The organism is Bifidobacterium sp. W8112 (assembly GCF_016101425.1).
Taxonomy (GTDB): domain Bacteria; phylum Actinomycetota; class Actinomycetes; order Actinomycetales; family Bifidobacteriaceae; genus Bombiscardovia; species Bombiscardovia apousia.
Genome location: NZ_JACFQN010000001.1, coordinates 126268 through 147741 on the forward strand (window position 1 = coordinate 126268; position 21474 = coordinate 147741).

17 protein-coding genes and 1 tRNA gene are annotated in these 21474 nt (G+C 59.4%); 11 read left to right on the forward strand and 7 right to left on the reverse strand.

Annotated elements, in window-relative coordinates; all coding sequences use genetic code 11:
- Positions 1 to 68: 68 nt before the first annotated feature.
- The 4 genes from fucP (at position 69) to H3T92_RS00540 (ending at position 4359) form a co-directional block, all read left to right on the forward strand.
- The gene (gene fucP / locus H3T92_RS00525; RefSeq protein ID WP_198189228.1) at positions 69 to 1415 is read left to right on the forward strand and encodes an L-fucose:H+ symporter permease; all 1347 of its coding nucleotides are present in this window, start codon (positions 69 to 71) and stop codon (positions 1413 to 1415) included.
- 14 nt (positions 1416 to 1429) lie between these two features.
- Positions 1430 to 2446 carry an aldose 1-epimerase family protein gene (locus H3T92_RS00530; protein WP_198189229.1) on the forward strand — a complete coding sequence of 339 codons (1017 nt, stop codon included), beginning with the start codon at positions 1430 to 1432 and terminating at the stop codon, positions 2444 to 2446.
- 8 nt (positions 2447 to 2454) lie between these two features.
- The gene (gene rbsK / locus H3T92_RS00535) at positions 2455 to 3381 is read left to right on the forward strand and encodes a ribokinase (protein WP_144085662.1); all 927 of its coding nucleotides are present in this window, start codon (positions 2455 to 2457) and stop codon (positions 3379 to 3381) included.
- Positions 3382 to 3534: 153 nt separating this feature from the next.
- A complete protein-coding gene (locus tag H3T92_RS00540; RefSeq protein ID WP_144085663.1) occupies positions 3535 to 4359 on the forward strand; it encodes an oxidoreductase in 825 nt (274 codons plus the stop codon).
- Positions 4360 to 4544: 185 nt separating this feature from the next.
- Here H3T92_RS00540 and H3T92_RS00545 read toward each other — a convergent pair whose 3' ends face one another.
- Together H3T92_RS00545 and H3T92_RS00550 are read right to left on the reverse strand one after the other, a co-directional pair.
- Positions 4545 to 5573 (reverse strand): alpha-L-fucosidase, encoded by a 1029-nt coding sequence (locus tag H3T92_RS00545; RefSeq protein WP_144085664.1) that lies wholly within the window; start codon positions 5571 to 5573, stop codon positions 4545 to 4547.
- A gap of 47 nt (positions 5574 to 5620) precedes the next feature.
- Entirely contained in the window at positions 5621 to 6820 is a 1200-nt protein-coding gene (locus tag H3T92_RS00550; RefSeq protein ID WP_144085665.1) for an MFS transporter, read from the reverse strand.
- A 553-nt stretch (positions 6821 to 7373) separates the two neighbouring features.
- Here H3T92_RS00550 and H3T92_RS00555 point away from each other — a divergent pair.
- Genes H3T92_RS00555 through H3T92_RS00565 form a run of 3 tightly spaced genes read left to right on the forward strand, consistent with a single transcriptional unit; the run spans position 7374 to position 9198 of the window.
- On the forward strand, positions 7374 to 8369 hold the full coding sequence (locus H3T92_RS00555; protein ID WP_144085666.1) for a N(4)-(beta-N-acetylglucosaminyl)-L-asparaginase: 996 nt from the start codon (positions 7374 to 7376) through the stop codon (positions 8367 to 8369).
- Between the two features lie 49 nt (positions 8370 to 8418).
- Positions 8419 to 8838, forward strand: a complete 420-nt coding sequence (locus H3T92_RS00560; protein WP_144085667.1) for a helix-turn-helix domain-containing protein — start codon at positions 8419 to 8421, stop codon at positions 8836 to 8838.
- A 3-nt stretch (positions 8839 to 8841) separates the two neighbouring features.
- Positions 8842 to 9198, forward strand: a complete 357-nt coding sequence (locus tag H3T92_RS00565) for a hypothetical protein (protein ID WP_144085668.1) — start codon at positions 8842 to 8844, stop codon at positions 9196 to 9198.
- A gap of 135 nt (positions 9199 to 9333) precedes the next feature.
- Here H3T92_RS00565 and guaA read toward each other — a convergent pair whose 3' ends face one another.
- Positions 9334 to 10896, reverse strand: coding sequence for a glutamine-hydrolyzing GMP synthase (gene guaA / locus H3T92_RS00570; RefSeq protein ID WP_198189230.1), 1563 nt, complete (start codon positions 10894 to 10896; stop codon positions 9334 to 9336).
- Positions 10897 to 11233: 337 nt separating this feature from the next.
- On the opposite strand from guaA, the gene H3T92_RS00575 reads away from it, so the two are divergent.
- The 3 genes from H3T92_RS00575 (at position 11234) to H3T92_RS00585 (ending at position 16948) form a co-directional block, all read left to right on the forward strand.
- Positions 11234 to 13708 (forward strand): phosphoketolase, encoded by a 2475-nt coding sequence (locus H3T92_RS00575; protein ID WP_144085670.1) that lies wholly within the window; start codon positions 11234 to 11236, stop codon positions 13706 to 13708.
- Positions 13709 to 13834: 126 nt separating this feature from the next.
- Complete coding sequence (gene pta, locus H3T92_RS00580) at positions 13835 to 15523, forward strand: phosphate acetyltransferase (RefSeq protein ID WP_144085671.1); 1689 nt, start codon at positions 13835 to 13837, stop codon at positions 15521 to 15523.
- Between the two features lie 198 nt (positions 15524 to 15721).
- Positions 15722 to 16948: an acetate/propionate family kinase gene (locus H3T92_RS00585; RefSeq protein WP_144085672.1), complete on the forward strand. Its 1227-nt coding sequence runs from the start codon at positions 15722 to 15724 to the stop codon at positions 16946 to 16948.
- A 157-nt stretch (positions 16949 to 17105) separates the two neighbouring features.
- Here the strand turns inward: H3T92_RS00585 and hisN are convergent, their stop codons facing one another.
- Together hisN and aroA are read right to left on the reverse strand one after the other, a co-directional pair.
- On the reverse strand, positions 17106 to 17906 hold the full coding sequence (gene hisN, locus H3T92_RS00590; protein ID WP_144085673.1) for a histidinol-phosphatase: 801 nt from the start codon (positions 17904 to 17906) through the stop codon (positions 17106 to 17108).
- Positions 17907 to 17938: 32 nt separating this feature from the next.
- Entirely contained in the window at positions 17939 to 19297 is a 1359-nt protein-coding gene (gene aroA, locus H3T92_RS00595; RefSeq protein ID WP_144085674.1) for a 3-phosphoshikimate 1-carboxyvinyltransferase, read from the reverse strand.
- Between the two features lie 115 nt (positions 19298 to 19412).
- Here aroA and H3T92_RS00600 point away from each other — a divergent pair.
- Positions 19413 to 19486, forward strand: a tRNA-Pro gene (locus H3T92_RS00600).
- Here the strand turns inward: H3T92_RS00600 and H3T92_RS00605 are convergent.
- Together H3T92_RS00605 and H3T92_RS00610 are read right to left on the reverse strand one after the other, a co-directional pair.
- Positions 19478 to 20764, reverse strand: a complete 1287-nt coding sequence (locus H3T92_RS00605; RefSeq protein ID WP_198189231.1) for an MFS transporter — start codon at positions 20762 to 20764, stop codon at positions 19478 to 19480. The genes H3T92_RS00600 and H3T92_RS00605 overlap by 9 nt on opposite strands.
- Positions 20765 to 20777: 13 nt before the next feature.
- Positions 20778 to 21473, reverse strand: coding sequence for an ABC transporter permease (locus H3T92_RS00610; protein ID WP_144085676.1), 696 nt, complete (start codon positions 21471 to 21473; stop codon positions 20778 to 20780).
- Position 21474 lies beyond the last annotated feature (1 nt).

Sequence of the window (21474 nt, forward strand, 5' to 3'; positions counted from 1 at the left end):
GGGCCGACTCTTATATTCTCGGCGGACACAACGCAGCGGCCGCCGAATGCAAACCCAAGGAGGGGTTCATGCAATCGCCAACCTTTCATCTGTTCAAACTGCACGCACAGGAATTGGATGATGGATACCTGGACAGGACGCCCATGCTCCAGTACATCCTCCTCTCATGCCTATTCCCCCTTTGGGGAGCAGCCGCCAGTCTCAATGACATACTCATAACCCAATTCAAAACCATCTTCACGCTGTCCAATGTTGCCAGCGCCTTTGTGCAGACGGCCTTCTATCTGGGATACTTTCTGATTGCCATACCGGCTTCGCTTATCATCAAGAAGACCTCATACAAGGTCGCCATCATGATCGGCCTTTCCCTGTATACCATCGGATGCTCGATCTTCTTCCCCGCCTCGCGCATGGCCACCTATGGCTTCTTCCTGATCGCCCTGTTCGCCTTGGCCTGCGGCTTGAGCTTCCTGGAGACCTCGGCCAACACCTTCAGCTCACTAATGGGCCCGAAGAAGTATTCCACCCTGCGGCTGAACATCTCTGAAACCTTTTACCCCTTGGGTGCCATAGCCGGCATACTGCTGGGTAAATATCTGATCTTCGGTGCCGGCCAAAGCCTGGAAAGGCAGATGAAGGGACTTCACGGACAGGCCCGCATCGCCTTCGGCGAGCGCGCTCTTCAACATACGCTGCTGCCCTACAAGTACATCATCTTCGTCCTCTTGGTCGCCCTGGTGCTCTTCGCACTGACGCAATTCCCCTCAGGCAAGCCCAAGGTGGATCCGACCAAACAGCAGCCTCAGGCGCGCATCGGTGAAACTCTGGTCTATCTTGCGCACAATCGCCGCTTCCTTTGGGGCATTTTCACCGAGTTCATGTATGTGGGCATGCAGACGGCCGTGTGGTCCTTCACCATCAGGCTGGCCATGGAGCTCAATTCCTCGATCAACGAGCGCTCGGCATCGACCTTCATGGTCTACAGCTATGCGGCCTTCTTCATAGGCAAGGTGATCGCCAACTTCATGATGAAGTCCATGCACCCCTCCCGGGTCCTGCAGTGGTTCTCGGCATTCGGATTGGCTGCCCTGGTCTACATCCTCCTCGTGCGCAACATGAGCGCCGTCTATGCGGCCATCATCGTCTCGGGCCTGTTCGGACCCTGCTGGGCCACCATCTACTCCCAGACTTTGGATACGGTGACCGACAAACGCCACACGGAAACAGCGGGAGCCATCATCGTCATGTCCATCGTGGGCGGGGCCTTCATCCCTGTAGCGCAGGGATTCGTCGCGGATATCTCGAACATGTCCCTGTCCTTCCTCGTCGATGTGGTCTGCTTCGCGGTCGTCTGCGTCTATTCCACAGCAAAGATGCGCGCTTTCAAGGCTGAAGGCGCTGAGAAAAACCAATGAAAGGAAAACCAATCATGCAACAACTTCACCTCAATCATGACATGTTCAGCCCGGCCGAATTCACCCTCTATCAGGACGATGATTTCAAAGCCGTCACCTTCACCTACCCGTCAGGAGTTGAAGCGCTCCGCATGGAGAACTCCCGCGGCCAGCTCACCGTCCTGCCCTATATGGGCCTGATCATCTGGGATGCGGTCTTCGACTCCATCAGCCTGAAGATGAAGGACATGTTCTCGCAGCCCCTGCCCGGCACCGCCATAGCAGATACCTACGGCTGCTTCCAGTTCACGTCAGGGCTCCTTGGCGGCGGAACCCCGGCCCCGGAGGACGACTACCAACTCCACGGCGAGGCTCCGACCAGCCGCATGGACAGTGCCTGGCTGGAATTCGGAGATGGAACCATGTCAATACATGGGCAATTCGAATATGTCAAAGGGTTCGGCGACCACTACCTGAGTAGGCCATCCGTAACATTGCACACGGATTCCGGTCTTTTCGACATCGGCCTGGAGGTCACCAACCTCTCCAACTACCAGACCATGCCTCTGCAATACATGTGCCATATGAACTATGCCTACGTGCATGACGGGCATATGGAGCAGAACGTGCCTGACGAGGCTTTCCGTCTGCGCCAGACCGTTCCCGCCCATGTCCATCCCACCCCGCAGTGGCTGGCCTACAACGAAGAGCTCAAGGCCAGCGGTGATCTGATCAACGACCTGAACGACGAGAGCCACTACGATCCTGAAATCGTCTTCTTCTCCCAGAATCTGACCAAGTTTACCGATATGGCCGAGTTCCGGCTCCATTTGAAAGCCGAACACAACTTCCTGACACGGTTCAGCACGGAACAATTCCCCATCGTCACCCGCTGGATCCTGTACAACGCCGATCAGCAGGTAGCAGCCTTTGCACTGCCCGGCACCAGCACACCCGAGGGCCGCGCCGCCGCTGAGAAGGCAGGCACCCTGATCCACCTGAAGCCCCAGGAAACACGCTCATTCCTGGTAACCACCGGCCTGGAAAGGTAAAGAACATTATGGCTGACATCACCGTCATCGGCTCCAATATGTATGAGCTGACCACCTTTGTCGATCGCATGCCGGTGGAAGGGGAGACTGTGGAAGCTCCTGAATTCGAGATGGGATTCGGCGGCAAGGGGGCCAACCAGGCCATCGCCGCCGCCCGCCTGGGTTCACAGGTCAACTTCATCACCATGGTCGGCAGGGACGAATTCGGCAGACAGCAGCTGGAGAACTATCGCAGCAACGGCATCAGGGCCGATGGGATCGGCATCGCCGATGGAAGCAGCGGCGTGGCGCCGATCTTTGTGGACACCAGCGGCGACAATCGGATCCTGATCGTCAAAGGCGCCAACAAGCAGCTCACACCTGCTGCCCTGGACGATAAAAAAGACCTGATCGAGGGGTCGAAACTGGTCGTTCTCCAACAGGAGATCGCCTTGGAGACCAACTATCATGCCATCGAACTGGCAGAGGAGTACGGCGTGCCTGTCCTGCTGAATCCTGCGCCAGCCAATGATGATCTGAACATCGACTACGTTTCCAGGGTGGCCTTCTTCGCGCCGAATGAGACCGAGCTGGCCACGCTCACTGGAATGCCCACAGGGACATTGGACGAGATCAAGGCCGCAGCACGGAACTTGGTCAGGCGTGGGGTGGGCAACCTGATTGTCACCATGGGCGGCAAGGGCGCCCTATGGGTCAGCGCTGACCAGGAGCTGCTGGTGCCTGCGGTCACGGTTGAAGCCGTGGATACCACTGGCGCCGGCGATGCCTTCATCGGCTCTTTCGCCCACTACTACACGCAGGGCGAGGATGTGCCAACCGCTCTGAGCCATGCCAACAGATACGCCGCAATCAGCGTTACACGCCGCGGCACCCAGAAGGCTTATCCAACAGCTGCCGAGCTGAACGACCTTCTGCTGGAAAGGGTACAGGCATAAGGTATTCGCTATGGTCGCATTGCCAGGCGTGGACGGGTAGACCGCCCTCGTCTGGCTTTTTTATGTCCTTGCAACGAAATGCTGTCATATACTGTGCCTCAAAGCAAAGCAGGAGCCACGATTCACAGACACCAGCCAGAAGGGGTGATAAGTATGACCAATCGAGTGGCGCTGGTCACTGGAGCCACCAGCGGCATCGGGTATGAAACCGCTGGCCTGCTCGCCGATCATGGATACCAGGTATATGCGGCAGGACGACGAGTCGAACGATTGAAGCCACTGGCCGACAAGGGGGTGACGGCCGTACAGATGGACCTGACCGATTCCGCCTCGATTGAGAAGGCCGTCGCACGAATTCTGCAGAAGGAGAAGCGGGTCGACCTGCTGGTCAACAATGCCGGCTACGGCTCATATGGCCCGGTCGAGCAGGTCTCCATTGACGAGGTCCGTCGACAATTCGAAGTCAACCTCTTCGGCCTCGCCCGATTGACCCAGCTGGTACTGCCCGCCATGCGCCGAGCCGGACGCGGCCGGATCGTCAACACCTCATCCATGGCTGGCCGGATGGTCACCTATATGGGTGCCTGGTACCATGCCACCAAGTACGCCCTAGAGGCCTTCAGCGACGCTTTACGCATGGAAACCCGCCCCTTCGGCATCGACGTGGTCCTGATCGAGCCTGGAGCCATCGCCACCAACTGGGGCGCAATCGCCGCCGACCATCTTCAGAAGGTCACTCGCAAGAGCGCCTATCAACAGTCAGGGTTCCAAGCTGCTGCTGGATTGCGCAAGCTTTACTCCAGCAGGCATTTGACCCGACCATCAACCATTGCCAAGGCCATCGTCCGTGCTTCGACTGTACGCCATCCCCGCCCACGCTACCTTCTGGGCTTTGGAGCCAAACCTCTGGTCGCCCTTCATGCCCTGCTCCCCACCCGTGCCTGGGACTACTTGATGATTCATGCCAAAGACCTTTAGACGATAAACAAGGTATCAGAACAATACTCCATAGCAGCTGAATGCTTGCAAAGAGGTTTGGATTCGAAGAAATCAAGACTCGCCAAGCCCTGCGGAGTGAAAAGGACAGTTGGCAAAGGATGCTGTCGCACAGAAGCAACATAGTTACAACAGTATCCCTTGCTAATTGTCTTGATGCTAAATCCTCAAGCCTCCAAAGCTCGCGCTCCCAGGAGTGCCTGCTCGGCCGCCATAGGGACGCGTCCCAATCCATCCAGACCGACATTGAGCAGGTAGTTGATGCCGTACTTGTTCAGATGGGCCTTGTAATCGTGAATGGTCTGCGGGCTCTTCCAATTTTGGTCATGGTAGGAGAATCCCCAGGAATCGTTGATGGTCCCGGCGGTCTCGTAGAGGCCAAGCTTTGAGGGCTTGAACCCTTCGATCGAGTTGTAGTCAACATTGCCGTCCGAGGCGGCCTTGTCGCTGGCGTCCGAATCTTCAGGAATCTCGTTGTCCCCTAGAGAGACGTAGTCGTAGCGGCCGTTGCCCAGCCTGGAATTGATCAGGCAGTCGGGCTGCAGACGCTTGACCGTATCGTAAATGGTCTGGCTCTGCTCGTCGCTGAGGGTCATGGGAACATCAAACCAGGCAACCGATATCTCCCCATAGTTGCTCATGATCTCTTCGATCTGCGGCATGATCTTGTGCTTGAACGCACGGTCGTAGTTCTTCTCCCCTGTGAAGTCCCAGCTGTTGTCCCAGGTGGTGCCCGCCGTCTCGATGTCGTTCGAAAGGTATCCGCCGCCATCCGGTTCATGCCAGTCCAGATCCTGCGAATAGTAGAGACCAAATCGCAGGCCAGCCTTGCGGCAGGCCAAAGACAGCTCGCCGATCACATCCCGGTGGAAAGGCGTCGCGTCATAGACATTGTAAGGATCCACCAGAGACCGGTACATGGCGAAGCCGTCGTGATGCTTTGTGGTGACGACCAGATACTGCATGCCGCAGCGCTTGGCCAGGTCAACTATGGCATCCGCGTCGAAATAAATGGGGTTGAAGGCCTGGGTCAGGCGTTCGTACTCCTTGTTGGGGATCTGGAGCTTGGATTGGATCCATTCCGCATAGTTGCTTGACGACTTCCCCTGGTACTCACCTCCCAGGAGTGAATAGAGACCCCAGTGAATCATCATGCCGTACTTGGCCTGCTTGAACCATTCCACGGTATCGCTCATTATTTACCTCTGTTTCTGTTGATTGACACGAATTGCCATGACCAACCTCAGATGGTCAGCTTGTCCTTCTTGACGACGAAGGCATCGTAAAGGGCCAGGATCACGTAGCAGACCCCTGCGCACATGATCATGAAACCTGGGTCATTCTTGCCAAGCACCCCGCCCAGAGCCTGGAAGAAGTAAGGAGCCACCAGGGAGCCGATGTTGATGCCGATCAGGATGATCGAAGTGGTCAGGTTCATGGAGCCCTTGGGCGAATAGGCCACCATGCGTGCCGTCAGGGCCGGGTTGATGATGCCGTTGCAGAACCCTGCCACCAGGACCAGAACCAGCAAGATCGGAATGGAGTTGGTGAAGGGCATGGCGATCATGACCACTGCTGTCAGCACCTCGAAGATGAAGACGGTGTATCGTCCGCACCACTTGGCGAGCTGTTCGAAGGCGATGCCGGAGATGATCGAACAGAGCACCAGGAAGCCGAAGATCCTGGTGGCATCAGCTGCAGAGCCTATATGTGAATCGACCATATGGCTGGCCAGCTTCAGGGAGATGGCCGAATAGAAAAGGCAGACGAAGAGGAAGAGAATGGCCAGCTGGATGACGCCGCCGTTGGTGGACGGCTTGATGGAGGTGTCCTCCTCGACCTCCTTGCCGTCCTCCACAATGACACGATCAAGCCGCTTGGGGACAAAAAGGGAGACGAGGACAATGGGCACGATCAGAAAGAGGAAGACCAGATAGGTGGCATGCCAGGAGATGTTGATCAGGAACCCTGCAATGAAGAGCATGATCGAGTCGCCGATGGCGCCGACGGAGTTCCTCCATCCCAGAAGCCTGTTCCTGATTTTCTCAGGGAAGACATCGGTGATGTAGGAGACGCTCAGCGGGGTGAAGATACCCATGCCCACGCCGAACATGGCTCGCGACAGGAATATGGCCGGATAATTGTAGAAGAATGCTGGAATGACGCCAAAGACCAAGGAGACTATCAACCCCAGAAGGACCGTGTACTTCTTGCCCAGCTTGTTGGATATCAGGCCGCTGACCACAGTTCCCAGCAGGACGCCACCTGTGGGGATGACGACCAGCAGCTCGACGTTGGCCTCCGAGATGTTGGAAAAGTACTGCTTCATCAACGGGATAGTCCCTGAGACGGCATTGGAAACCGACATCAGGAACGATATGGACAAGATGCCCAGCATCAAAATCGGTGAACTGGTGTTCACCTGTTGCTCTTTTGACTCCATGAAAGTCCCTTCCTCGGAACTGTCATCGCATGCCCTTCGCGATGGCGAGCGATTGATTCACTCATGTACTGCAAACAACTCAATTCCATGGACCGTCTTGGTCCTCAACTATTTCAAGAGACAATAGTTTGTTAATAGTATATATCAAATTGGAAACTGTACATGCCGAAGATGGTGCGTCAGGCCGAATCGGCCGGATCCGCCATCCAGCGATCACCAAACGAATTGTTGGAACTCGGCCTTTTGAATCAGCCTTAAGTGATGTACGCAAAAGCTAACGCCGATAAAGCAATTGGAACGCTGGCAAGACATTCCGAAACAAAAGTATCTTTATTAATTATCATTGACAGAAGATATAAGGCAGAGGACATCGTTGCTGTCTGCATGCGGGCGAGGTAAGCCCGCTACTGACGGCTGTCCCCTCAGGTGCATGGTCCAGCAGCTCGATCATTCATCGACCGGCTGAGGTCTCGCCTGCTCTTCTGCTTTAAAACAGTTTCTGTGCTCCACCCAAGAGCAGTCAACGACCATACCAACAGAAAGAACCAAGGAAATGAGTGATTCATCCTCACAGATAGTCAGCCACGATCAATCCACATGGGCCTCTATTGCTACATGGCGGATGGCCTATGAAGGGATAGTCAAGTCAAGTTCCGGTCTTGAGGAGGGTGGCCAGGCGGGCGATGCTGTCGAGGCGCTGATCCGAGAGGTTGAGGCCAACCCCGATTACACCTCCGTCGGTTATGGAGCTTTGCCCAACCGGGAAGGTGAGATGGAGATGGACGCCGCCTTCATGGACGGGAACAGCATGGCAATGGGCGCTGTGGCCGGCATCCAGCATGTACTCCACCCCATATCCGTGGCCAGGCAGCTGAGTCGACGCCATACCAGCAGCTTTCTGGTCGGGCAGGGGGCGACCCGTTACGCCCAGGTCAGCGGGTTCGAAATGCGCAATATGCTGACGGACAGGGCCAGAGAGCGCTGGGAGCTGGAAGCCGCCAAGACCACAACACCGGAGTCTGCCGGTCCCTATCGAGGGCACGATACGGTCGGGACCATCTCCTTGGATGCGCACGGTTCGATGGCTGCCGGCACATCAACATCGGGGCTCTTCATGAAGGAACCCGGCAGAGTAGGCGATTCTCCCCTACCCGGCTCGGGATTTTATGTGGACAGCGCCATCGGAGGGGCGGCCGCCACCGGGCTGGGAGAAGACATCATGAAAGGGTGCCTCTCCTACCGGATCGTCGCCCTGATGGGAAGCGGCTTGAGCCCGCAGGAAGCCTGCGATTCCGCAGTCTACGAATTTGACGACCTCCTGAGGAACCGCTACGGCAAGGTCGGCGAGATCTCAATGATCGCTCTCAACAAGAGAGGTGAATGGGGGGTCGCCACAAACGTGGAATTCACCTTCTGTACAGCCAGGAAGGGCGAGCAGATACGCATACTCATGGCCAATCCGGATGGCAAGGGCGGAACACGAATCGAACCAGTAACTAAGGAATGGCTGCAGGAATACGAACGCTCATTGAAGGCGCCCCTCAAATGACCGCTTATCATTCTTGACTGATTAGTCAACTAATGCTATCTTAGTGAGCATGGGCCGCAAGAGAAGTTTCGATGATGATGAGGTACTTGCCCGTGCCCGCGAGGCTTTCCTGGAGCATGGCTATGAGGGAACGTCGATTGATGCTCTCGTCAAGGCCACGGGTCTGCTCCGGGGCAGTCTCTACGGTGCCTTCGGCAGCAAGCGTGGCATGTTCGTGGCTGCGTTACGTGATGCAACGGATTCTGAGTCGGGCGATTCAGGAGTGCTCAATCTGGTATTGGTGGCACTCATGGAGCTGTCAGATCATGATCTTGAGGTTCGTGGGCTGGTCAGGGATTACCTTGCGAAGCTGTCCAGCTCGGGATCTGATGATACTAATGCTGCGGCCCTTGATATCGCCACGCTCCTTGGCGAGACGCTGCTGCAGCGTGCACATATTCGTTTGCAGCCTGATGACGAAAGAAGATAAGTCATGAACAACAAGGTGGCAATTGTCGGGCGGACGCTGGAGGTTGAACCGCAGGGCTTGGATAAGATGTGGTCGTTCAAGGGGAAACTGGTGGTGCCGCTTGAGCACGTTCGGGGTGCAAGCGAGGATCCGGGCATTCTCGATGATGCCAAGGGGCTGCGTTCGCCCGGCCTTCATGTTCCCGGTAAATGGGCCGGCACATACATTGAACACGGGGAAAAGACATTCTGGAATGTCACCCGACCGGAAAGCCCCATCGTCATCCAACTCAAGGACGAGCACTATGATCGGCTGGTGCTCGGGGTGGAACATCCCCGCGAGCTGGTTGACCGGATCAACGCGGCCATCGCCAAACAGTAAACGACGAGTTGCAGCACCCGAGCTCTTCTATTGGCTATCGGCGGTCGAGTGGTTAGAAGCCGACAGAATGGGCCGACAAGTCATATGTCGATACTGGCTTTGACGTATTGCCGTATGACTTGTCGGCCCAGATGCTCACTCCCACTCGATGGTTGCCGGAGGCTTCGAGGTGCAGTCCAGAACCACGCGGTTGATGCCTGGGCACTCGTTGGTAATGCGCGTGGAGATGGTGGCCAGCACGTCGTAGGGCAGACGCGTCCAGTCAGCGGTCATGGCATCCTCAGAAGAGACCGGACGCAGCACGATCGGCGAACCATAGGTACGCTCGTCGCCCTGCACACCTACTGAATGCACATTGGCCAGCAACACCACCGGGCACTGCCAGATCTGCCGATCCAGCCCAGCCTTGGACAACTCTTCGCGGGCGATGGCGTCGGCCTCGCGCAGGGTCTCCAAACGTTCACGGGTGATCTCGCCGATGATGCGGATGCCCAGACCGGGGCCCGGGAAGGGCTGACGCCAGACGATCTGGTCAGGCAGGCCCAGTTCGGTGCCGATGGCCCGGACCTCGTCCTTGAAGAGGGTGCGCAAGGGCTCGATCAGCTTGAACTTGACGTCCTTGGGCAGACCACCCACATTGTGGTGGGACTTGATATTGGCCGCTCCGTCTCCGCCGCCCGACTCGACCACGTCAGGGTAGAGCGTGCCCTGCACCAGGAACTTGACCTCCTTGCCGGTCTTGCCGGCCTCCTCAATCACCTGCCGCTGGGCCTTTTCAAAGGTGCGGATGAACTTCTCCCCGATGATTTTGCGCTTGCGCTCAGGCTCGGAAACGCCCTTGAGAGCGGTCAGGAAGTCCTGCGAGGCATCCACGGCAATCAGCTTGATACCCGTGGCGGCCACAAAATCATGCTTGACCTGTTCGGCCTCCCCCTTACGCAGCAGGCCATGATCCACGAAGACGCAGGTCAGCTGGTCGCCGACGGCCCTGTGGACCAAGGCAGCTGCTACGGCTGAATCGACGCCGCCCGACAGGCCGCAGATGACCTGGTCGTCACCCACCGTGCGACGGATCTTCTCCACCTGCTGCTCGATGATGCCTGAGGCGTTCCAATCCGACGGCAGTCCGGCGCACTGGTGCAGGAAGCGGTCGATCAGGTCCTGCCCCAGAGGGGTGTTGGTCACCTCGGGATGCCACTGGACCCCGTACAGCCCCCGGGATGGATCCTGCATGGCCGCCACCGGGGCACCCTCGGTATGCGCCAAAACCTCAAAGCCATCGGGCGCTCGATTGACGGCGACGCCATGGCTCATCCATACATCCTGCTGCGCGGGCGAATCCTGCAGTATTCCCTTGGCGCTGTCGATGAAGGCCTCGGTCTTGCCATACTCCCCCAGGGCCGCCTTGTCCACCTCGCCACCCAGCTCATGGGCCATGACCTGGAAGCCGTAGCAGATGCCCAGCACAGGCACCCCCGCCTCGAAAATCCTCTTGTCGATAGTTGGCGCCCCGTCCACGTAGACGGAGGCTGGGCCGCCGGAAAGGATGACCGCCTTGGGATCCTTGGCTAGTATCTGGTCCAGGCTCATCGAATGAGGCACCAGCTCAGAGTAGACCCCCGCCTCCCTGACTCGACGAGCGATCAGCTGGGCGTACTGCGCACCGAAATCGACCACCAGGACGGGACCCTGTGCCATAAGACTCCTTATATATACGTATGCTGTGTCTGCCATGGATGCCCGAGAGCGACGATTCAACGCTCGCGAACAAGTCCAGTATGGTTGCAGTTTTCGACAATGCTACCGTCATTGAGCCCTGATCGGCACCCCCGGCGAAAATTCCTGTCTGCAAGCAGACAATTCCCTCGCATTTTCTCACAAGAGCGAACACACACTGCAAGAAAACGTTCAGAAAAGTCTGCTCGTTCACGTACCATGTAGGCATTGGGTACGGACCCGACAGATGCCTGAAATGACACTGCGCAAGCCCGTAACCGAGGTAAATAAACAATCGCACTATAGTGCAGGAGTACACATGACGAATCCTGTTATCGGCACCCCTTGGGCGAAGCTGGAGACCCCAATCGCCGAGGAGACCCTCGAGGCCGTCGACAAGTATTGGCGGGCGGCCAACTATCTTTCCATCGGACAGATTTATCTTCGCAGCAACCCCCTGATGAAGGAGCCCTTCACTCGGGAGGATGTCAAGCACCGTCTGGTCGGTCACTGGGGCACCACCCCCGGCCTGAACTTCCTGCTGGGCCATATCAACCGTCTGATCGCCGACCATCAGCAGAACACCGTGATCATCATGGGCCCCGGCCACGGCGGCCCCGCCGGCACCTCGCAGTCCTACCTGGATGGCACCTACAGCGAGTACTACCCCAAGATCACCAACGATGAGGCTGGCCTGCAGAAGTTCTTCCGCCAGTTCTCCTACCCGGGCGGCATCCCCTCCCACTTCGCGCCTGAGACCCCCGGGTCCATCCACGAGGGCGGCGAGCTGGGCTATGCCCTCTCCCACGCCTACGGCGCCATCATGAACAACCCCAGCCTCTTCGTGCCCTGCATCGTGGGCGACGGCGAGGCCGAGACCGGCCCTCTGGCCACCGGCTGGCAGTCCAACAAGCTGGTCAACCCGCGCACCGACGGCATCGTCCTGCCCATCCTGCACCTGAACGGCTACAAGATCGCCAACCCGACCATCCTCTCGCGCATCTCCGACGAGGAGCTGCATGAGTACTTCCATGGCATGGGTTATGAGCCCTTCGAGTTCGTTGCAGGGTTCGACGACGAGGACCATCTGTCCATCCACCGTCGCTTCGCCGACATGCTGGAGACCGTCTTCGACAAGATCTGCGACATCAAGGCCCGGGCCGAAACCGACGACATGACCCGTCCCTTCTACCCCATGATCATCTTCCGCACCCCCAAGGGCTGGACCTGCCCCAAGTTCATCGACGGCAAGAAGACCGAGGGATCCTGGCGCGCCCACCAGGTGCCGCTGACCTCCGCCCGCGACACCGAGGCCCACTTCCAGATCCTCAAGAACTGGCTGGCCTCCTACAAGCCCCAGGAGCTGTTCGACGAGAAGGGCACCCTGCGTCCCGAGGTCACCAGCTTCATGCCCAAGGGCGACCTGCGCATCGGCGAGAACCCCAACGCCAACGGCGGCCGGCTGCTCAAGCCGCTTGAGCTGCCTGACATCCACGACTACGAGATCGACGTCAAGAAGCACGGCCACGGCTGGGGCGCCACCGAGGCCACCCGCGTCCTGGGCTACTACACCCGCGACGTACTGGCCAAGAACCCCACCGACTTCCGCATCTTCGGGCCCGATGAGACGGCTTCCAACCGTCTGGCCGCCGCCTACGAAGTGACCAACAAGCAGTGGGATGCCGACTACCTGTCTGAACTGACCGACGAGCACATGGCCCACACCGGCCAGGTCATCGAGCAGCTCTCCGAGCACCAGATGGAAGGCTTCCTGGAGGGCTACCTGCTGACCGGACGCCACGGCATCTGGAGCTCCTACGAGTCCTTCGTGCACGTCATCGACTCCATGATCAACCAGCACGCCAAGTGGCTGGAGGCCACCGTCCGCGAAATCCCGTGGCGCAAGCCCATCGCCGGCCTGAACCTCCTGGTCACCTCGCACGTCTGGCGTCAGGACCACAACGGGTTCTCCCACCAGGATCCCGGCTTCGTCGACATCCTGCTGAACAAGAACTTCAACAACGATCACGTGGTCAACATCTACTTCCCCGCCGACGCCAACATGCTGCTGAACGTGGGCGAGCGTTGCTACAAGTCGACCAACTGCATCAACGCCATCTTCGCCGGCAAGCAGCCCGCCGCCACCTACCAGAGCGTGGACGAGGCCGCCGCCGAGCTGGAGAAGGGGGCTGCCCGTTGGGATTGGGCCTCCAACGCCAAGGATGCCGAGGATGCTGATGTCGTCATCGCCACCGCGGGCGACATCCCCACCCAGGAGGCCCTGGCCGCCGACGACATGCTGCAGAAGCTGGGCCTCAAGGTTCAGTTCGTCAACGTGGTCGACCTGCTGAAGATCCAGGACACCGAGGAGAACGATCAGGCGCTGTCCGACGAGGAGTTCACCGAGCTCTTCAGCAAGGACAAGCCGGTTCTGTTCGCCTTCCACGCCTACCCCGGCTCCATCTACCGCCTGATCCACGGACGTCCCAACCACGACAACTTCTCCGTGCACGGCTACGAGGAGCAGGGCTCCACCACCACGCCGTTCGACATGGTGCGCGTCAACAACATGGACCGCTGGTGCCTGGCCGCCTCCGCCCTGAAGCTGGTGGACGCCGGCAAGTACGCCGACCAGATCGACAAGTGGACCAAGTTCCGCGACGAGGCCTTCCAGTTCGCCGTGGACAAGGGCTACGACCACCCCGATTACACCGATTGGGTCTGGCCCGATGCCAACCGGGCCGGCCAGGAGACCATCTCCGCCACCGCCGCGACCGCTGGAGACAACGAGTGATACGCTGATCCGACTCTGGAACCGCTCGTCATGCGCAGCCCGCATGACGGGCGGTTTCTGTATACTGGACAAGGTTGTGAACAAAGCAGTCATCAAGGCAACCACGTCCGGACAGGAGAAGACACAGTGAGTCTTGCAAGCATCACCATCATCAGCCCAGAAGCCGCCAACGGCCGCAATGTCGTGGCCTACGGCCTGACCAAGGCCCTGAGCGCCAAAGCCAGAACGGCCGTATTCAGGCCAATCGCCTGCAGGAAGCACCCGTTGACCCCGGAACTGGTTGCAGCCAGCTCATTCCCCGACACGGATCCGGAGATCTGCCGTGGCAAGTGCCCTGGGCACGCCACTGAGGACCCTATGCAGACCCGGGCCGATGTCCTCAATGCCTATGACGGTCTGGTGGAGGCCACCCATCCCGAGCGCGTCCTGATCGTGGGCAGCGATGCCTCAAAGCTCTTCGACCCCGGCCTGTTTGCTCTCAATGCACAGATCGCCGCCGACCTGAGGTCTCCGGTCATGCTGGCCGTCTGCACCATCGGCAGGGAACCCGGCCAGGTCATGAAGACCGTGGCTGCCTGCCGCAGGACCATCGAGGACCAGGGAGCCGTGCTTGCCGGGATCTTCATCACCGGATGCCGGTCTGAGCAGAAGGCGCCTCTTGCTCAGGCCTTCCAAGAGTATGATCTGCCGACCTGGACCGTCTCCAAGATGGACTTCGACACGGATACGTCCGCCGATCAGGCCCGCCAGGCCACCAGCCAGACATTCCAGCAGGAGGTGGATGTCGACCAGGTGCTGAAGGCCGCCGACGCCGCCAGCCCCAAGGCCACCACGCCGGTAGCCTTCCAGAACGATCTGCTGGCCAAGGCCAAGGCCAACAGGAAGACCATAGTCCTGCCCGAAGGCGGCGAGGACCGCATCATCAAGGCGGCCGACTACCTGCTGGCCCGCAACATTGTCGACCTGATCATCGTGGGCGACAAGGATTCCATTCTGGCCCGCGGCAAGGAGCTTGGCCTCAACAACCTGGACAAGGCCTCCTTCCAGCCCATGGACGACGAGCAGGTGCTGGCACCCATGGTCGATCGCCTCTGCCAGCTGCGCGCCAAGAAGGGCATGACCCCGGAGCAGGCGCGCAAGCAGCTGGCCGATCCCTCCTACTTCGGCACCATGCTGGTAGTGCTGGGCAAGGCCGACGGCCTGGTGTCCGGCTCGATCAACTCAACCGCCAACACGGTCCGCCCAGCCCTGCAGGTGATCAAGACCAAGCCGGGCGCATCTCTGGTATCCGGAGCCTTCCTCATGTGCTTCCCCGACCATGTGGCGGTCTTCGCGGACTGTGCCATCAACCTCAACCCATCGTCCGAGCAGCTGGCCGACATCGCCATCCAGTCGGCCCAAACCGCTCGCTCCTTCGGCGTGGACCCGCGCGTGGGCATGCTCTCCTACTCCACCCTGGGATCAGGCAAGGGCCCGGATGTGGACCTGGTTGAAGAGGCCACCCGCCTGGCCAAGGAGAAGGCGCCGGACCTGCCCATCGTAGGCCCCATCCAGTTCGACGCGGCCTGGTCCCCCACTGTGGCGGCCACCAAGGCCAAGGGTGATCCGGTCGCCGGGAAGGTCAATGTCTTCGTCTTCCCCAGCCTGAGCGCCGGCAACATCGGCTACAAGGCCGTACAGCGCACCTCGGGCGCCTTGGCCATCGGACCGGTCCTGCAGGGCCTCAACAAGCCGGTCAACGACCTCTCCCGCGGTGCCTTGGTTGCTGACATCATCAACACCGTGGCCCTGACTGCCGTCGAAGCCCAGGACTGATCGCCGTCGCTACAAGGTCTATATAAATATATAAATCTCTGGGGGGCTGCGCTGGATCCTATCTCCAAAACGGATCCAACGCAGTCCCGAAACTATGTCAGCCTGGCTATATACCGCGGCTTGTAAGGGCCGACGAGTAATCTTGAAGACTGATTGAGGAGCGCAGGCTCTATACAAGCACATCAGGAGGATGCCCCAATGGCGAAAACCGTCCTAGTCATCAATTCGGGTTCAAGCTCGATCAAGTACCAGCTGGTCGATCTGGAGACCAGCCAGAGCCTGGCCTCGGGTCTGGTCGAGAAGATCGGCGAGCCCACCGACGGCCACTACAAGCACGAGGTCAACGGCGAGAAGCATGAGCTTGAAGAGCCCATCCACGACCATGAGACTGGACTCAAGCGCGTTCTGGGCTTCTTCAAGGAGTATGGCCCTGATCTGGACAAGGCCGGCATCATCGCCGTGGGCCACCGCGTCGTCCAGGGTGGAGCCATCTTCCCCAAGCCTGCCCTCCTGACGCAGAAGACTCTAAGCCAGGTCAAGGATCTGGCCGTGCTGGCCCCCCTGCACAACGGACCCGAGGCTGAAGGCGCCGAGGTCATGAGCCGGCTGATGCCGCAGACCCCCCAGGTCTTCGTCTTCGATTCCTCCTTCTTCTTCGAACTGCCCAAGAAGGCGTCCACCTACGCCCTCAACAAGGACATCGCCAAGCAGTACCACATCCGTCGCTACGGCGCCCATGGCACCAGCCACCAGTATGTTGGCCAGCTGGTTCCCGGCCTGCTGGGCAAGCCTGCAGAGGGTCTGCGGCAGATCGTCCTGCACATCGGCAACGGGGCTTCCGCTTCGGCGCAGGTCTCCGGGCATCCCGTCGAGACCTCCATGGGCCTGACCCCTCTGGAGGGCCTGGTCATGGGCGGACGCACCGGCGACATCGACCCTGCCGTTGTCTTCCACCTGATCCGCAACGCCCACATGAGCGTTGACGAGCTGGACACCCTCTTCAACAAGCGCTCCGGCATGACCGGCCTGACCGGCCACGGCGACATGCGCGAGGTCCACAAGCTGATCGCCGAGGGCGACGAGGATGCCAAGCTGGCCCTGGACATCTACGTTCACCGCATTGTCGGCTACATCGGCAACTACACGGCCCAGATGGGCGGCCTGGATGCCATTACCTTCACGGCCGGCGTGGGCGAAAACGATGAAATCGTGCGCCGTCGGGTCATCGAGCAGCTGGCGCCCTTCGGCGTGAAGCTGGACCAGGAGAAGAACGACCAGCGGTCCAAGGAGGCCCGGATCATCTCCGCTCCTGACAGCACGGTCGCCGTCTGCGTCATCCCCACCAACGAGGAGCTCTCCATCGCCCGCCAGGCCGAGGTCGTCGCCAGCCAGGGCGATGCCTACGGCAACAAGTTCCAGGCCTGACCGTTAACCGGACCTGTCCCCTCAATCTGATTGATGATTGAATGAGGGATGATTGAGTTCAAGGTTTGGTTCTAGGAACCTGGTCCTAAGAGCAGAAAAAGGCCGGTGACCACGGCAATGCATGTGGTCACCGACCTTTTTCTATATATCGTTTGGGTCAGTCCCCCAAAGCCGCCAATGCCTCCTTGTGCAGAAGACCGTTGCTGGCCAGACCATTGCCACCCCATGGACCCGGGTTGCCTGCCAGGTCGGTAAAGCTCCCGCCTGCCTCGGTCACGATGGGGACCAGGGCACCCATGTCGTAGAGGTCCAGCTCCGGTTCGGCCGCCAGATCGATGGCACCCTGGGCCAGGAGCATGTACTGCCAGAAGTCGCCGAATCCGCGCAGACGCCAGATCCGGTCAGTCAGGTCGAGAAGCCGCTCCCGGCGGCCTATGGCCTTCCACCCTGTCAGCGACGACAAGGACATGGAAGCGTCTTCCATCCGATCCACTCTTGATACGTGGATGGCCTTGGGGGCCTCGCCCTGGCGCACCATGTAGGCTCCCTGACCTCGCGCGGCATACCAGCGGGTGCCCAGCATGGGGGCCGAGACCGCACCGACCACCATCTGATGGTCTGCCTCCAAGCCGATCAGGGTCGCCCAGACCGGTACTCCGCGCACATAGTTCTTGGTCCCGTCAATCGGATCGATGATCCACCGTCTGCCGTTGGACTCCTGCTTTCCCAGCTCCTCGGCGTAAATGGTGTCATTCGGCCTTGCTTGGGCCAGCACACGACGAATCACCGCCTCCGCCTCTTTGTCAGCCTGGGTGACCGGGGTATTGTCCGACTTGCGTACCACGTGAAGATCCGGCGACTTGAAGTAGCCCATGGTGACCTGATCCGCCTGGTCGGCCATGGCGATGGCCAGATCCAGATCATCCTGCCAGTTCTGCCTTTCAGCCTCGATGCTCATCACACGGCTCCTTCCGCTCAAATCGCTGTAGCTCAGCCTTGACCCTCGTCTGCTAGCATCCGCTTCCACATACCCGGGAAGTCAGGCATGGTCTTGGCTGTGGTGCCGATGTTGCGTACTCGGATGCCAGGTATCCTGAGTCCAATCATGGCAGCAAAAGTGGCCATGCGATGGTCGGCATAAGTCTCCATGACGGCCCCGTGCAGACGCTGAACAGGCACGGGCTCGATGGCCAGGCCATCATCCAGTTCGCCGGCCTGACCGCCTATTCTGGTGATTTCGGTGGCCAATGCCTTCAGCCGATTGGTCTCATGACCACGCAGGTGGCCAATGCCGTGCAGGCGGCTGGGCCCATCGGCAAAGACCAGGATTGCTGCAACCGAAGGCACGATCTCCCCCGCCGGAGAAAGGTCGAAGTCGCCGAGTCCATGAATGACTTCCCCCCCGGTCACCCGACAGGTGGCGCTACCCTGCCCATCAGGAACCATGTCTACCTTCGCGCCCATAGTCTTCAGATACCCGGGCAGCAAGCCACCTGGCTGTGTGGTCCGTTCTGGCCAGTTGGGCACACTGACTTGCCCGCCTCCTATCACGGCCGCCCCCAGAAAGGGGGCCGCATTCGACAGGTCGGGCTCCACCTGAACCTGATCAGGCAGCCGTGTCCCTGCAGTCCCTCTGCCTTCAACGCTCCACCTGCAGCGGTCGGGATTGGCCTGGACCCGGACTCCAGCCTGACGCAGGTCCTCAACGGTCATCGCGATATGCGGAAGACTAGGCAGATGCTGACCAGAGTGGACGATGGTCATAGTGCCCTCAGCCCTGGCCGCCAGCAGCAGGAGGCCGGAAATGAACTGCGAGGAAGCCGAGGAGTCTATGGTCACCTCCCTGCCCACCAGGCGATCCGGCGGTGTGAGCACAAAGGGCAGGAAGCCCTCCTGGCCCAGGTACTCGATCCTGGCTCCCATCTGGGTCAGCCCCTCCAGCAGAGGTCTCATGGGACGGCGATAGGCCTGCTCGTCTCCGTCGAATCGTGTGGGGCCATCAGCCAGCATGGCCAGGCTAGGCACGAAGCGCATGACGGTTCCAGCCAGTCCGCAGTCCACACGAGCGCCGCCACGGAAGCGCCCGCCTGCCGGTGGAATGACGGTCACATTCGTAGCCTTGCTCAGGTCAACCCGACAGTCCACGCCGAGGGCCTCCAGGGCCCTGATCATCAGGTCCGTATCACGCGACCTGAGCAGACCAGTCAGCCTGACCGAACGGCTTCCCAAGGCTGCGAGAATCAGATACCTGTTCGAGAGGGACTTGCTCCCCGGTATGGTCACCGTTGCATCCAAGGGGCCATCAGCCTGCGGCGCCGCCCATGTCTCTTCCACTGTCATGGTCACCATGGTAACCGCAGGCGCAGAGCTGTTCCCGCTCCCTGCTCACCCCTAGAGGTCCAGTGGGGACCCGACCCTGTGCTATATTGATACATTGTGCCCATACGGTGATACTGATGGGCGCCGGGCTATAGCGCAGCTTGGTAGCGCGCCTGCTTTGGGTGCAGGATGTCGCCGGTTCAAATCCGGCTAGCCCGACTTTTGCTTTCGTCCCATTTCGGGAGTCGGATCCTTGGCATTCATGCCCAGCAATCCCACAGAAAAAATCGTCAGAGCAAGAAGGCCCGTCAGGCCTGCATACATGGACATGGTGATGGCGATGCCGACCAGATTACCCAGCGTCAGAAAGACCATCTGCCCCAGAGGTGCTCCGATCATCATGACAGTCTGGACCACTCCCATAGTTGCGGCCAAGTGGTCCTCGGCCACCGTGCTGATGAGCATGGTCATGAACCTAGGGTTGATCTTGCCCAGAAGATAGTTCATGGCCAGGAGCGGGAGGAACAGCAGGGCAGGAATGTGCAGCCATACCAGGTTGATCCCTACCATGGCGGCTGCGGCCATGACTCCGGTCAGCAGATGGGCCATGGGCAACCGCTTGAGCGGATCTGCGGCAAGGAGTGCGCCGAGAATGAGTCCTAGGGAGGAGATGCCGTTGACGGCGGCTATGGTCGTGCCGTAGCTTCCCCACCAGACCTCGGGCATGGAGATAAGCCCCAGGTTGAGCAGGGGCTGCAGGGCCGTCCCCAGAAGGTTGACCATGCATCCGAAACCCACCATCAGAACCAGAAAGGCGGAGTGGCGGAGCTCCCCCAAGATCACATGAAGGCTGGATGCTAGTCCCACATGCTTGCCCACAGGTGAGCCATTGACTGAGACCTCCGCCCTGGTGAATTTCTGATAGCCAACAGCCACGAGGATCCCCGCCAGAAGGAAGGTGAGGGCGTTGATCAGCGCAAATACAGCGAATCTGTTGCCCAGGAGGGCAATCAACACTGCGCCTCCGCCTGCACTGATGACAGCCGCGACGCTGGAGGTAGCAGAGGTGATTGAAGTCGCCTGGTGAAGCTGGCTAGGCAGGACCAGATGTTTAAGTACCGGCATCCATAGACTGCCTGCATACCCCTCGAGCATGGAAGACGCCATGTCCATGGCTATCAGCAGCACAAAGACGGGCAGGCTCTTGGACCTGCCGATCATTATGGCAATAACCAGATAGATACACACTTGAATCAGCTTGATCACCACTTGCATCCGCGTCTTGTGCACGGTCCTGTCGGCCAGGTATCCGGTCAGGATGGCTGTCAGGGCTGGAGCCACCCAGGCCATTGAGGCTATGGAGACAGCCAGTCCAGCAAAGGGCATGGTCTGGGCATAGACAATGAAGACGATGTTGAAGAGCTCGCCTCCGACCGTATTCAACAGACTGGCCAGAACCATGGTCACAAAAGGCTTGTTCTTCAGAAGCTCCTGCATGGTCAGCCGTCGATCAGGGCAGTTCGATCTTCATGAGGGTCCGATGAAGCAGCCACCAGGCCGGCAGGGAGGCCAGAAAGATGATCAGAAGCAGCAGAGCAGACAGTAGCGGGGATTGGGAGAGCAAGTTGCCCACTACAGCGTCCAGCAGGAGCAGGACCGCGAACATGATGGGCAGCGAACGCTTCCAGAAGCCTATAGAGAGGGCGATGCCAACCAACCCCACCAGTCCGGCAAGGCTGGTAACCAGCATGAGGAGAACCTGTTCAAGCAGACTGCTTGGCGAGCCCGTTCCAAGCGAACCCACAAGACGGTCGATCAGTAGCATGACGGTCAGGGTGATGGCCGTACCAGCCAAGTAGGAGAGCGCAGTGAAGAGGCCGACGAAGATCAACTTGGCCAGCAGGATTCGGCTTCGCGATATGGGGAATGAGAGGGTGAGCGCCAGGTTCCTCCCCGTATAGGGCTCAATGAAGACGAGGTTGCAGAGGGCAGCAGCCACCAGGGAGAAGCCCACCAGAAGGATGACCATGGCCATCTGCAGCACGAAGGCCAGGCTTGACAACCGAGGATCTGACCGTCCGCTAGTGTGGCCAATGGCCAGGAACATGCCTCCGATGGCCAAGGCTGCGGCCACTACTGCCAGCCCTCCGAAGATGCAGGGCCATAGCCTGGTCTTTTTCAGTTCTAATTTCAGCAGCGTCTTCATA

What these genes read in the sequence shown, in the direction of transcription:
- fucP (WP_198189228.1), top strand. Translation starts at nt 69, where the DNA reads ATGCAATCGCCAACCTTTCATCTGTTCAAACTGCACGCACAGGAATTG.
- H3T92_RS00530 (WP_198189229.1), top strand. Translation starts at nt 1,430, where the DNA reads ATGCAACAACTTCACCTCAATCATGACATGTTCAGCCCGGCCGAATTC.
- rbsK (WP_144085662.1), top strand. Translation starts at nt 2,455, where the DNA reads ATGGCTGACATCACCGTCATCGGCTCCAATATGTATGAGCTGACCACC.
- H3T92_RS00540 (WP_144085663.1), top strand. Translation starts at nt 3,535, where the DNA reads ATGACCAATCGAGTGGCGCTGGTCACTGGAGCCACCAGCGGCATCGGG.
- H3T92_RS00545 (WP_144085664.1), bottom strand. Translation starts at nt 5,573, where the DNA reads ATGAGCGATACCGTGGAATGGTTCAAGCAGGCCAAGTACGGCATGATG.
- H3T92_RS00550 (WP_144085665.1), bottom strand. Translation starts at nt 6,820, where the DNA reads ATGGAGTCAAAAGAGCAACAGGTGAACACCAGTTCACCGATTTTGATG.
- H3T92_RS00555 (WP_144085666.1), top strand. Translation starts at nt 7,374, where the DNA reads ATGAGTGATTCATCCTCACAGATAGTCAGCCACGATCAATCCACATGG.
- H3T92_RS00560 (WP_144085667.1), top strand. Translation starts at nt 8,419, where the DNA reads ATGGGCCGCAAGAGAAGTTTCGATGATGATGAGGTACTTGCCCGTGCC.
- H3T92_RS00565 (WP_144085668.1), top strand. Translation starts at nt 8,842, where the DNA reads ATGAACAACAAGGTGGCAATTGTCGGGCGGACGCTGGAGGTTGAACCG.
- guaA (WP_198189230.1), bottom strand. Translation starts at nt 10,896, where the DNA reads ATGGCACAGGGTCCCGTCCTGGTGGTCGATTTCGGTGCGCAGTACGCC.
- H3T92_RS00575 (WP_144085670.1), top strand. Translation starts at nt 11,234, where the DNA reads ATGACGAATCCTGTTATCGGCACCCCTTGGGCGAAGCTGGAGACCCCA.
- H3T92_RS00585 (WP_144085672.1), top strand. Translation starts at nt 15,722, where the DNA reads ATGGCGAAAACCGTCCTAGTCATCAATTCGGGTTCAAGCTCGATCAAG.
- hisN (WP_144085673.1), bottom strand. Translation starts at nt 17,906, where the DNA reads ATGAGCATCGAGGCTGAAAGGCAGAACTGGCAGGATGATCTGGATCTG.
- aroA (WP_144085674.1), bottom strand. Translation starts at nt 19,297, where the DNA reads ATGGTGACCATGACAGTGGAAGAGACATGGGCGGCGCCGCAGGCTGAT.
- H3T92_RS00605 (WP_198189231.1), bottom strand. Translation starts at nt 20,764, where the DNA reads ATGCAGGAGCTTCTGAAGAACAAGCCTTTTGTGACCATGGTTCTGGCC.
- H3T92_RS00610 (WP_144085676.1), bottom strand. Translation starts at nt 21,473, where the DNA reads ATGAAGACGCTGCTGAAATTAGAACTGAAAAAGACCAGGCTATGGCCC.